We start from the raw sequence: 11,598 nt of genomic DNA on the forward strand, positions 1-11,598 counted from the left end.
GAAAATTAATCATGACCAATAAAGGAATGGCGAAAGACACCTTAGAGATCTTAGCCAAAACATACTATATAAATGAAGAAAACGAAAAAATAACGATAGAAAAAGAACTTGAAATCTGTAAAAAAGAAACCGTTTTATTTTCGTCAGAACAACTTGCTGAAATGGCAAAAAATGAGCTTCCGGAAGTCAATTTTGAAACAAAATTCGAAGTCTGGAATTGCAGTTCTTTAAAAGCAATTTTACAACTAGCGGCGGAAGAAAATCAGGAAAAACTGATGTGTCTCAATTTTGCATCAGCGAAGAACCCTGGTGGCGGATTTATCAATGGCGCCGAAGCACAGGAAGAAAGTCTGGCCAGAACGTCTGCTTTATATGAAACTCAGCTTCAGGCACAAGATTATTATAAGATTCACAGAGCAATGGAATCCTGTTTTTATACCGATATGATGATTTACAGTCCTAAAGTTCCCGTTTTCAGAAAGGATAAAGGAGAATTATTACCAAAACCTGTTTTGTGTAATTTTATCACTTCTCCTGCAGTCAATGCCGGAGTGGTAAAGCGACAGGAACCGGAAAGAGCAGATGAAATTTTTGGAGCTATGGACGTACGAACAGATAAAATGTTGGCCTTATCTTTAAAACAGGGAAATGAAACCTTGATTTTAGGGGCGTGGGGGTGCGGCGTTTTTAAAAACGACCCACAAGAAATTGCAGATTTATTCAAAAAATACCTGCACGGAAAATATAAAAATAAATTTAAACGAGTGGTTTTTGCAATTTTAACCAAGAAAAAGGAATTGCTGGAAGTATTCGAAGAAATATAATGAAACTTAAACTAAAAAAATATAAAGAACAACTACAGGATTGGCCTCAGGAGGGATATCACCTCATGGCCCAATACGATAATGACAGAATTATTGTATATCAGTCCTATCGAAAAAATATAGGTGAATTTGCCGTTAAAAATCAATATTTTGGAGGTGAATTCAGTTTGGACAGAATGACCTGGATCAAGCCTAATTTTCTTTGGATGATGTACAGAAATGGATGGGGAACAAAAGAAGGGCAGGAATATGTTCTGGCCATTCATTTGAAAATGTCTGCTTTCAAAAAATATGTAGAGAATGCAGTTTATTCTTCCTACAATGATAGTTTGGGAATTTCCCGGGAAGCATGGCAGGCTGAGGTAAAAGCATCTTCTGTGAGATTGCAATGGGATCCGGATCATGATCCTTTTGGGAACAAGCTGGAGAGAAAGGCAATACAAATTGGGTTGCGAAATGAATTCACCCGTTCTTTTGCTCATGAAGATGTCCTCTTAATTGAAAATATTTCAGATTTTGTGAAAGAACAATACGAGTTTGTTTTAAGGGATGATTTGGATAACCTGATCATTCCTCAGGAAAGACCACTGTTGTTCAACGATGAAAGTTTAAATAAAAAATTGAGATTAAAATGACAACAGACAGACTCTTTCTTGCTGCAAAATCCTTGACCGGAACCTCTATGGGCGATGCTTTTGGAGAAAGTTTTTTCGGAGAGGAAAGTGTGATGAAAACCTATATTCATCAGAGAATTCTTCCTGAAAGTTCTCTGGATTTTACCGATGACACGATTATGGCAATTGCTGTTTTTAGATCGTTGGAGAAATTTGGAAAAGTTGATCAGGATTTTCTCGCAGAAGAGTTTACAAAGAATTATTATCTTGATATCAACAGGGGATATGGGCCTTCCATGCATCAGTATTTTAGAGCAGTAGAAAAGGGTGAGTCCTGGAAAGGAGTGTCCTATTCAAAATTTGAAGGACAAGGCTCTATGGGAAATGGAGGAGCAATGAGAGCCAGTACAATCGGAGCTTATTTTTATAATGATCTTGAAAAACTTAAAAAGAATGCGGAACTTTCCTGTGAAGTGACTCATGCCAATAAAGAAGCTGTTGAAGGAACAAAAGCCATTGCTTTAGCTTCAGCGTTCGCCACTCAGGAAAAACAGGGAATTATCAGTTTAAACAAGAAGGATTTTATTCAGAAAATTCAGGAGGAGCTGGATGATTCGGATATGAAAAGCAAATTGAATAAAGCGCTTTTTTTAGATGGGAATCCAAGTGTTGATTTGCTAGTAAGAACTTTAGGAAACGGAATAAAAATGACAGCCCAGGATACTGTTCCGATAGTGATCTGGATGTTGTCCAGATACAGGAATAATTTCGAAGAATGTCTCTGGAATACGGTCTTGGCATTAGGCGATAGGGATACGACTTGTGCCATGGCAGGAGGAGTAAGTATTCTTTGCTGCGATGAAAAAAATATTCCTGACTGGACAGAAAATGTAGAAAATTGGAAAAAAAGTGGGTTTTATGAACATTGAACTGATAAAAGGAGACATCACAAAAATCTCCGCAGACGCTATTGTCAATGCCGCCAATTCATCATTGCTCGGCGGCGGCGGAGTAGATGGAGCTATTCATCGTGCAGGAGGAAAGCAGATTCTCGAAGAATGTATCCAGATCAGGAACAGACAGGGAAAATGCAATACCGGGGAAGCTGTGGCCACTTCAGCAGGAAATCTTCCGGCGAAGTATGTAATTCACACGGTAGGACCTGTTTGGAACGGAGAAGAAGATAAAAGCTCAAAGCTTTTGGAAGACTGTTATAGAAATTCCTTGCAACTGGCGGAAAGTTTGGGTATTAAAACCATTGCTTTTCCAAATATCAGTACGGGAATTTATCAATTTCCAAAAGAACTGGCCGGAAAAATTGCCGTAGAAACAGTAAAGAATTTTCAGGCAGAAACCATTGAGAAAGTTATTTTTGTGTGCTTTGATGATGACAATGAAAAGATTTACAAAAAATTATTAGATTAAAACAATGAAAAAACTAACCATACTAAGCGGTGCAGGAATCAGCGCTGAAAGCGGAATAAAAACATTCAGAGACGGAGACGGACTCTGGGAAAATCATAATATAACAGACGTAGCAAGTCCGGAAGGATGGAGAAAAGACCGGGAACTGGTGCTGGAATTTTACAATCAGAGAAGAAGACAGCTTCATGAAGTTGAACCTAACGAAGCCCATCGATTAGTCGCAGAACTCGAAAAATATTTTGATGTTCAGATCATTACCCAAAATATAGATGACCTGCATGAAAGAGCCGGATCTACAAATATCATTCATATTCATGGGGAGCTATTCAAGTCTTGCTCATGCAGCAATAAAAACCTGATCTATGAAGAGAAAGGAGATATAAAGATTGGAGACAAAGCGGAAGATGGAGCCCAGTTAAGACCTTTTATCGTATGGTTTGGGGAAGATGTTCCTTTGTATAAGACTGCTCAGGAGAAGGTAAAAGAAGCAGATATTATGGTCGTCATCGGAACTTCTCTGCAGGTATATCCTGCGGCAGGATTGATCCATGACATCAAAGACGACTGTTTGCTGGTGGTTATCAATCCCAATGAAACAGGATTCGGATATGGACAAAGAGCGGTAGTGATGAAAGAATCAGCAACTCAGGGAATGAAATTGCTGTTTGATAAATTGGTTAATCTTGCCTGATGGAAAATGTAGTAAAAGCCGGAATTTTTGGAGTATGCATCGGGGATGCGCTGGGAGTTCCGGTGGAATTTAAGATGAGAGAAGATTTAAAAAGATTGCCCGTTACAGGTTATCTGGAATTCATGTCCTGGAACCAGCCCAAAGGAACTTGGAGCGATGACAGCTCATTAACGCTTTGTATTGCTGATGTACTTACAAAAGGGTATGACTTAGAAAAGATCGGACAAAGCTTTGTAAAATGGAATAAATATGGACACTGGACCGCTCACGGAAGGCTTTTTGATATAGGAGGAACCACAAGACATTCGATTGCACGATTGATCAAAGGTGAAAGCGCCAGATTTTCAGGAAATATTTTTGAAGAAGATAATGGGAATGGCTCTTTAATGAGAACACTTCCCTTGGCCTTTTATCTTAAAGATGAAGTAGATATTGAAAAATTATATCAAACCGTAAAAGAGGTTTCAGCCATTACGCATGGACATTTCAGATCTGTTTTCGCCTGTTTCATATATGTTATTTTTACCATTGAACTGATTAAGGGAAAAAGTAGAAAAGAAGCTTATACGCATATGCAGAAGATAGCTTTGGAATACTCAGAAATTCAAGGCTTTAACCTTAAAGAGATAGAGCTGTTTCACAGAGTTTTAAAAAATGATATTTCAACTTATTCCGAAGAAGAAATTAAAAGTGGCGGCTATGTCCTCCACAGCCTCGAAGCCTCCCTTTGGTGTTTTCTCAACTCTGAAACCTATGCAGAAGCCGTATTGAAAGCGGTGAATTTAGGAGAAGATACAGACACCACAGGAGCTATTACCGGAGGAATTGCAGGTATTTATTACGGATTTGAAAATATTCCGGAAGACTGGGTTTCCGATTTGGTAAGAAAAGAGGATATTGAAGTTTTATGTGAAAAGCTTCAGAAAAAATTAATGACATAAAAATACACAAACCATGAACGAAATAGAAAACAAAAGAATAAGCAAATTTCTAAGCCTTATTCTGAGACATCAACCCGAAATCATTGAGCTTAGACTGGATGAAAACGGTTGGGCAGAAGTGAATGAACTCATTACAAAATCTGCAAAAGGAAGAATGCACTTCAGTTTTGAAGACCTCGAGGAAGTGGTAGAAACCAACAATAAAAAACGGTTCGCATTCAATGAAGATAAAACCAAAATCAGAGCCAGTCAGGGACATTCCATTGCGATAGATCTGGCCCTGAAAGTCGCGCAGCCACCAGATTTTCTGTATCACGGAACAGCACAATCGAATATTTCTTCTATTCTGGACAACGGAATTGAAAAAAGAAGCCGCCAGCATGTTCATCTAAGCGCAGACAAAGAAACCGCCACGAAAGTAGGAATGCGCCACGGAAAACCCGTTATTCTGACCATCAGAACAAAGGAAATGCATGATGACGGAATCGCTTTTTATCTTTCAGCCAACGGCAGTCTGTGAAAAAACCTCCGTTTATTTACTCAAAAATAGGGAAATAAATTCAATAATTGATTTTGGGAATTTGTATATTTAATGATGCAGCATATTATTGGGGTCGCCCGCAATCAGATGGTTTTTACGAGTTTAGAACAGAATATTCCGGATGATAATCCGGTTCGTTTTCTTGATGCTTTTGTAGAGAATATTGATTTGGGAGCTTTGGGTTTCGAGCTTCAAACCTTGAAAACAGAAGGACGACCGAGTTACAGCACCAAAATATTTCTCAAAATCTATCTGTACGGCTATCTCAATGGCCTTCGCAGCTCGAGGAAACTGGAAAAAGAGTGCACTCGCAATATGGAACTGCAGTGGCTTTTGTACGGATTGATTCCGAATTATCACAGCATTTCAGACTTTCGGAAAGACAATCCTTCGGGCTTAAAAAAACTCTTCAAAGTATTTGTTTCATTTTTAAAAGATGCTGATTTGATTGGCGGAGAAATCATTGCCATTGATGGTACCAAAAGTAGGGCTCACAATAGCAAGAAAGCCAATTTTAATCAAAAGAAAATTGAGAAACATCTGGCGTATATTGAGGAGAAGTCACAAGAATATTTAGACCAGTTGGCCGAAAATGATGTACAAGAAAACAGCGAAAAAATTAACAATATTCAGCAGAAAATAGAACGTTTGAAAACCAACCGCATCAGGTACGAACTTCTGGAAGAAAAACTGAAAGTGAGCGGTGAGCCTCAAATCAGCATGACGGATGAAGATTCCAGGGCACTTTTGGTTCAGGGGCAGGTGGTGGAAGTGAGTTACAATATTCAGGCAGCGGTAGATGACAAACACAAACTTGTTGTGGCCACCCACACCATTAATCGCAATGACAGAAATGCTTTGGCAGCAATCGCAATAGAAGCGAAAGAAAATTTAGGAATAGAAACCTTCACCGCTTTGGTCGACAAAGGATATCATAATGGTAGGGAAATCACACAATGCAAAGCGGAAAACATCCGAACGATTGTTGCGTATCCGACCTTGGTACAAACCAATGAGAATGGGACTACGAAAGGCTATTTGGTAGCCAATTTTATTTACGATAAAGAATCAGACACTTACCAATGTCCGCAAAGTCAGACTTTAGAAACCACGGGTTCGTGGCACAAAAAATCGCGTGATGGAGGTGGTTATCTCTTCAAAAAATACCGCAGTTCAGCTTGCAAAGAATGTCCCGTAAAATCACTTTGCACGAGCAGAACAGGAGGGCGGGAGATCGATAGAAGTGAGTTTGCCGAGGCTGTTGAAGAAAACAATCAGCGTTATCGGGAAAATGGGCAGTTGTACCGAAAGCGACAAGAAATCAACGAGCATATCTTCGGCACTATCAAGCGTCAGTGGGGTTACAATCATACGAATTTAACGGGACTGGATAAGGTCAATGGTGAACACAGTTTAATTATGCTGGTTTACAACATCAAGCGAGCGATGAATATTCTGGGAGTTCCGGAGTTAATTGCGAAATTAAAGAGCTGGAAGTCACCTTACAAAAGGAAAGTCTTGTTTTTGTTAAAATTAGCATATTTTAAGGCGATAATGAGCAAGCAAAATTATTGGCAGAAATTAGCAGCATGAAAAATGGGGTTCATTAAAAGCGCTTATTGGCTATTCAGACGAGTACAATTTACAGCATTCTGAGAGGTAATTCGGGGTTTTTTCACAACCTGACGGTGTTTGGCTGACTGATTTTGTGGATGCAAAATATATTTCAAAATAAGATGGGCAGAACATTAGTAATCGGTGATATTCACGGAGGTTTTAAAGCCTTACAACAGGTTTTTCAAAGAGCAGAAGTAGGAGAAAAGGATATCCTTATTTTTCTCGGAGATTACGTTGATGGCTGGAGCGAATCTGCTCAGGTCATCCAGTTTTTGATGGAACTTTCTCAAAAGCAGGAATGTATTTTTATCAAAGGAAACCATGATGCCTGGTGCGAAGACTGGCTGTCCCTTGGAGACGGACCGGATGTATGGCTTTTTAACGGAGGAAAGAGTACCGTGGAAAGTTACAACGACTACCCGTTGGAAGATCTGGACTTTCACCTTGAATTCTTTCAAAGGATGAAAAACTATTATGTAGACGATAAAAACCGCCTGTTTATCCATGCAGGATATTCCTCTATGCATGGTCCTGAAAAAGAAGTCTATTCCAGCAATTACCGCTGGGACAGAACCCTTTGGGAAACCGCGGTAGCAATGGATAAAAAATTAGAAAAAAATTCAGCACTTTATCCGAAAAGACTTCTTTTATACCATGAAATCTTTATCGGACATACACCGACACTGGATATAGGAATTAAGCATCCTGTCAATAAAGCCAACGTCTGGAACATCGATACCGGAGCAGCTTTTACAGGCGTTTTGTCAATGATGGATATCGATACCAAAGAATTCTGGCAGAGCGATCCGCTTCCTTTTTTGTATCCGGACGAAAAAGGCAGAAATAACGATAGTGCAGGAAAGTAAACCCTATGAAAATGCATCCTGAATCTTTAACATACACAAACCTTATTGGTTTTAAAAACCGATAAGGTTTCTATTAATAAAGGAATTTGGAGTAATATTTTTTATTTCTCGCAGATTAATCAGATCATACAGATCTTTATCTGAAATCTCGAACTACCAAACGAAAATTTTTGATTTTCTTGCGCCTTAAAAACAGCCTTAAGATCAAAAAAAATTGCGTCCTTGCGTAAATCCAATCCCATTGAACGGACCTCAATAAATCCACAATTTCCCTTTCCCACCCAAATCAGATTAAGTAATTTTGAAGTTCAAAAACTGCTTCAATGAAACTGAAATACCTCTTAATATTCCTAAGCACATCCTTATTTTTAGCGCAAAAATCATTTCAGACTCCCTTTGAAAAAGGAAACGGAAACCAAACGGTGACCTACGATGAAATGAATGCCTATTATCAGGATCTGACTCAACACTTCAATACGATTCAATACCTTAAAAAAGGAGAAGACGATAACGGAAAACCCATTTACGTCGTTATTTACAATCCTTTTCCTGAAAAAGATCTCGATAAACTAAGAAAAGATAAAGCAATTCTCTTTGTCAACAACGGAATTCACCCAGGAGAACCGGACGGAATAGACGCGACTATGATGCTCATGCGTGATTTGGCAACCGGGAAAATAAAAACTCCTCAGAACTTCGTCATTGCAGCCATTTCAGCGTACAACGTAAGCGGAATGCTGAACAGAGGTTCTTTTTCCCGAGCCAATCAAAACGGTCCCGGGCAGTATGGTTTCAGAGGAAATGCCAGAAACTATGACCTGAACAGGGATTTCATTAAAGCGGATTCAAAGAATGCCAGAAGTTTCCAGGAAATCTATCAATGGCTGCAACCGGATGTTTTTATAGACAACCATGTAAGCAACGGCGCTGATTATCAGTATACCTTCACCTATATCTCAACCTTTAAAGAACGTCTTGGAAAGGTCTTGGGAAACTACTTCTACAATGATTATCAGGCTAAAAACCTGGAAGGCATGAAGAAGCTGGGCTATGAAAGCACGCCGTACGTCAATATCCACGGAGATGTTCCTGATGAAGGATTTGCTGCTTTTGAAGACTCTCCGAGATATTCTACAGGATATACCTCCCTTTTCAATTCATTGGGAACCGTTCCGGAAACGCACATGCTGAAACCTTATGACAAAAGAGTTGATGCAACGTATCAATATATGCTGGTCAGCCTTCAGAATCTGGATAAAGATTATAAAAAGATCAAACAGCTCCGTCTTGACAATCTAAAGCAGTACAAATCGGGAATGCAGTACGGAATCCGTTGGAAAATAGATTCTACCCAATTTTCTACAATGGATTTCAAAGGCTATGAAGGAAGCTACAAGCCCAGTGATATTTCCGGGAAGCCAAGACTCTATTACGATAGAAATAAACCTTTTACAAAAAAGATAAAACTCTTTATGACGGCTGTCCCAACCGGATATATTACGATTCCTGAATACTATGTGGTTCCGCAATACCAATATCGGGTAATTGAAGAAATGAAAAGGAATAAAATCCAAATGACAATCCTTAAGAAAGATAGCACGGCATTGGTAGAATCGTATAAAATCAAAGATTTTAAGACCGTTAAAAATCCTTACGAAGGACATTATCTTCATTATGATACCACTGTAGAAACAGCAAAAAGGAATATTACTTTTTCTGCCGGAGATTATATCATTCCAACACAGCAGCCTGGGGTAAAATACATCATTGAAACCCTTGAACCTGAAGCGTCAGATTCCTTTTTTAACTGGAATTTATTCGATGGTATTTTAGCACAGAAAGAATATTATTCTGCCTACATTTTTGAAGATACAGCTTCGGAACTTTTGAAGACGGACAAAAAATTAAAAGAAGCTTTTGAAGCCAGAAAATCATCAGATAAAAAGTTTGCCGATGACGGAACTGCCCAGCTGGACTGGATCTACAGGAATTCTCCTTATTTTGAAGAGAAAACATTCAGACAGTATCCGATATACAGAATCTTATGAAATTTCAAAGTTGATTTAAATAATTGATAATCAGGAGTTAATTTTAAGGATTTTCACCTGCGCAGAAAGGGTGTTTTTCCTGATAAATATTGCCCGGTCTCTGACGAAATTTGCTTTATAAAACCAATAAAAATTATAGTTATGGCTACTAAAAAGCAATTTTTCGTGTCGTTGGAAGGAGTAGATCTTTCAGACGAGCAGTTGAAAAACATCGACAGAGGAATTCAGAATGTCGTTCTTTCTGAACTTTCAAAAATTGACAATACCCAGGCTTTTGCAGCGCACAGGGATTTCAAAGGACTCTTAAAACCGCTGAAAATTAAAGACTGGTTTCCGTGGGGGATGATCATCTTTAAACCCGGAATTGATATCCAAAAACAGGTGAAAGAAATTCAGTCTCAAATAAAAGGCTATGGAGCCTGATTTACAATCTTCAAAGAAGAAGTGTCCCAGTTATCTTGGGAAAGTTGGGGCACAGCTTTTTGGAGTAGTCGGCAAAGACGGGAAGGTACAGTTCATCTCACCTCTCACCGTTACAGAAGATTTTCTGAATCTTAATAAAGACAAAAACAGCCTGGAGCAGAGATTTCGTTTTACGGGAAAATGTGTAGAAAAAGGCTGTGCACAGTGGAACGCTGAAGAGTCCAAATGTTCTTTGTCCAAAAAGGTGCAGCATTTGGATAGTCATAAAGAAACCGAACTGTTCTTTTGTCCGATAAGAACTCAGTGCAGATGGTTTTCTCAGGATGGAAAAGAGGCCTGTTTTTCGTGCAATGAGGTCACGAGGAATATGGAAGAACTTTTAACAGGGACTCCATCATAAAAAAAGACGCTTCACATTGAAACGTCTTTTTTTTTATTTGGGTAAGCCTTTTTTTAAAGCCATTTCTGCGGTTTTAACGGCTGCTTTTTCTTTCCAGTCCATATAGGTATTTTTAAAATTGGATTTCATAATATCGTCAAACTTACGCTGTACGGTAAGATTCCATAGAGAGTGTGCTTTCACAGCCCATGATTTGTCCCATGCTCTCAGAGAAATAGAGAAACTTCCGTCCAGATATTTCATCCAGTGCCACCATCCCGTAGGCATGAAAAGCGTGTCTCCGTGTTCGAGGAAACATTCAATACCTTCTACACCATTAAGGGCGGGATATTTTTCAAAATCAGGATTGTCGATGTCATAATCTTCCAGGGCATAGGTTGCGTAAGGAAGCCTGTACAATCTTTCTTTCCATTTATATTCAAATAACTTGACATGCTTTCTTCCGTTGAAGTGCGTATGGAAAATATGCGCCATATCAATGTCAAAATGAAGAAAAGTGACCGAACTCTTCCCTCCAAAAAACATGGATGGATATTTATCCAGAAAACCTCCCATCAGTTCTTTGGGAGCGATAAAATCGTCCATTAATTTATTGGCGTGCTTTATCGGGTCAAAAAAGAAAATTCTCAGATCGGTAGGCTCTCTCTGGATGAGGTCTATATAATCTCCGAACTTCATTTTCGTCGTGGGCGTATTGATGGGAGCTGCAGGATCGGCTTTTTTGGAATCATAAAGAGGAACTTCTACATCACCCACCACTTCCTTTACATACTCCATGGTCCACTTCTGATAAGCAGGCCATTTTCTTGCCATATTTTTTATGACAACGGGCCTTCTTGGCTTTAGATATTTTTCCATGAACTCCTCCTGAGTAATATCATCTACAACATCTATAGGCTTTAAAATAATTCCCATTCTATAAATTTTATGTTACAAAATTATTAAATAAATAGATATGAATCAGTGTTTAAGTTTTTTTTAATCTATGATTCAAATCACTTTTAACTATTTAGACTAAGTAAGAATATGGAAATAGATCCTTTTCTGTAAAGTCTTTAGTTTTTCCCTGTTATAAGCCCATATTTTCATTGAAAATGATAAAAACTGATAACACAATGGGATTAGTTATTGGCTAAATTTAATGAATAGATTTTAAAGAATTTACATACCAAACGAATTTTTAAGATAAAAATGACAGACTGGTATTC

At 38.5% G+C, this 11,598-nt stretch carries 13 protein-coding genes; 12 read left to right on the forward strand and 1 reads right to left on the reverse strand.

The annotated features are described in order from the left end of the window. Positions 1–11 precede the first annotated feature (11 nt). From EG346_RS06590 to EG346_RS06645, 12 genes are all read left to right on the forward strand, one after another. Entirely contained in the window at positions 12–824 is an 813-nt protein-coding gene (locus EG346_RS06590) for a TIGR02452 family protein (protein ID WP_123877586.1), read from the forward strand. After that, positions 824–1,459 (forward strand): DUF4291 domain-containing protein, encoded by a 636-nt coding sequence (locus tag EG346_RS06595; RefSeq protein ID WP_123877588.1) that lies wholly within the window; start codon positions 824–826, stop codon positions 1,457–1,459. Before EG346_RS06590 ends, EG346_RS06595 begins: the two co-directional genes overlap by 1 nt. Continuing rightward, on the forward strand, positions 1,456–2,367 hold the full coding sequence (locus EG346_RS06600; protein WP_123877590.1) for an ADP-ribosylglycohydrolase family protein: 912 nt from the start codon (positions 1,456–1,458) through the stop codon (positions 2,365–2,367). Before EG346_RS06595 ends, EG346_RS06600 begins: the two co-directional genes overlap by 4 nt. After that, the gene (locus EG346_RS06605; protein ID WP_073328539.1) at positions 2,357–2,863 is read left to right on the forward strand and encodes an O-acetyl-ADP-ribose deacetylase; all 507 of its coding nucleotides are present in this window, start codon (positions 2,357–2,359) and stop codon (positions 2,861–2,863) included. Before EG346_RS06600 ends, EG346_RS06605 begins: the two co-directional genes overlap by 11 nt. Positions 2,864–2,867: 4 nt before the next feature. Beyond that, a complete protein-coding gene (locus EG346_RS06610) occupies positions 2,868–3,554 on the forward strand; it encodes an SIR2 family NAD-dependent protein deacylase (protein ID WP_123877591.1) in 687 nt (228 codons plus the stop codon). Continuing rightward, a complete protein-coding gene (locus EG346_RS06615) occupies positions 3,554–4,495 on the forward strand; it encodes an ADP-ribosylglycohydrolase family protein (protein ID WP_123877593.1) in 942 nt (313 codons plus the stop codon). Before EG346_RS06610 ends, EG346_RS06615 begins: the two co-directional genes overlap by 1 nt. A 13-nt stretch (positions 4,496–4,508) precedes the next feature. After that, on the forward strand, positions 4,509–5,015 hold the full coding sequence (locus tag EG346_RS06620) for an RNA 2'-phosphotransferase (RefSeq protein WP_123877595.1): 507 nt from the start codon (positions 4,509–4,511) through the stop codon (positions 5,013–5,015). Between the two features lie 72 nt (positions 5,016–5,087). After that, on the forward strand, positions 5,088–6,629 hold the full coding sequence (locus EG346_RS06625) for an IS1182 family transposase (protein WP_228425941.1): 1,542 nt from the start codon (positions 5,088–5,090) through the stop codon (positions 6,627–6,629). A gap of 143 nt (positions 6,630–6,772) precedes the next feature. Then, positions 6,773–7,519 (forward strand): metallophosphoesterase, encoded by a 747-nt coding sequence (locus EG346_RS06630; protein ID WP_123877597.1) that lies wholly within the window; start codon positions 6,773–6,775, stop codon positions 7,517–7,519. A gap of 323 nt (positions 7,520–7,842) precedes the next feature. Next, positions 7,843–9,567, forward strand: a complete 1,725-nt coding sequence (locus EG346_RS06635; RefSeq protein ID WP_123877599.1) for a M14 family metallopeptidase — start codon at positions 7,843–7,845, stop codon at positions 9,565–9,567. Between the two features lie 141 nt (positions 9,568–9,708). Then, positions 9,709–9,990, forward strand: a complete 282-nt coding sequence (locus tag EG346_RS06640; protein WP_073328557.1) for a hypothetical protein — start codon at positions 9,709–9,711, stop codon at positions 9,988–9,990. Beyond that, the gene (locus EG346_RS06645; protein ID WP_123877601.1) at positions 9,980–10,390 is read left to right on the forward strand and encodes a hypothetical protein; all 411 of its coding nucleotides are present in this window, start codon (positions 9,980–9,982) and stop codon (positions 10,388–10,390) included. The genes EG346_RS06640 and EG346_RS06645 overlap by 11 nt, the downstream gene beginning before the upstream one ends. A 33-nt stretch (positions 10,391–10,423) precedes the next feature. Here EG346_RS06645 and EG346_RS06650 read toward each other — a convergent pair whose 3' ends face one another. Then, positions 10,424–11,305, reverse strand: coding sequence for a cupin-like domain-containing protein (locus EG346_RS06650; RefSeq protein WP_073328563.1), 882 nt, complete (start codon positions 11,303–11,305; stop codon positions 10,424–10,426). Between the last annotated feature and the right edge of the window lie 293 nt (positions 11,306–11,598).

This window comes from Chryseobacterium carnipullorum (genome assembly GCF_003815695.1).
GTDB lineage: Bacteria > Bacteroidota > Bacteroidia > Flavobacteriales > Weeksellaceae > Chryseobacterium > Chryseobacterium carnipullorum.

Coding starts and splice junctions, on each gene's coding strand:
- EG346_RS06610 (WP_123877591.1), top strand. CDS start 2,868: ATGAAAAAACTAACCATACTAAGCGGTGCAGGAATCAGCGCTGAAAGC.
- EG346_RS06590 (WP_123877586.1), top strand. CDS start 12: ATGACCAATAAAGGAATGGCGAAAGACACCTTAGAGATCTTAGCCAAA.
- EG346_RS06645 (WP_123877601.1), top strand. CDS start 9,980: ATGGAGCCTGATTTACAATCTTCAAAGAAGAAGTGTCCCAGTTATCTT.
- EG346_RS06615 (WP_123877593.1), top strand. CDS start 3,554: ATGGAAAATGTAGTAAAAGCCGGAATTTTTGGAGTATGCATCGGGGAT.
- EG346_RS06650 (WP_073328563.1), bottom strand. CDS start 11,305: ATGGGAATTATTTTAAAGCCTATAGATGTTGTAGATGATATTACTCAG.
- EG346_RS06605 (WP_073328539.1), top strand. CDS start 2,357: ATGAACATTGAACTGATAAAAGGAGACATCACAAAAATCTCCGCAGAC.
- EG346_RS06600 (WP_123877590.1), top strand. CDS start 1,456: ATGACAACAGACAGACTCTTTCTTGCTGCAAAATCCTTGACCGGAACC.
- EG346_RS06620 (WP_123877595.1), top strand. CDS start 4,509: ATGAACGAAATAGAAAACAAAAGAATAAGCAAATTTCTAAGCCTTATT.
- EG346_RS06625 (WP_228425941.1), top strand. CDS start 5,088: ATGATGCAGCATATTATTGGGGTCGCCCGCAATCAGATGGTTTTTACG.
- EG346_RS06635 (WP_123877599.1), top strand. CDS start 7,843: ATGAAACTGAAATACCTCTTAATATTCCTAAGCACATCCTTATTTTTA.
- EG346_RS06595 (WP_123877588.1), top strand. CDS start 824: ATGAAACTTAAACTAAAAAAATATAAAGAACAACTACAGGATTGGCCT.
- EG346_RS06640 (WP_073328557.1), top strand. CDS start 9,709: ATGGCTACTAAAAAGCAATTTTTCGTGTCGTTGGAAGGAGTAGATCTT.
- EG346_RS06630 (WP_123877597.1), top strand. CDS start 6,773: ATGGGCAGAACATTAGTAATCGGTGATATTCACGGAGGTTTTAAAGCC.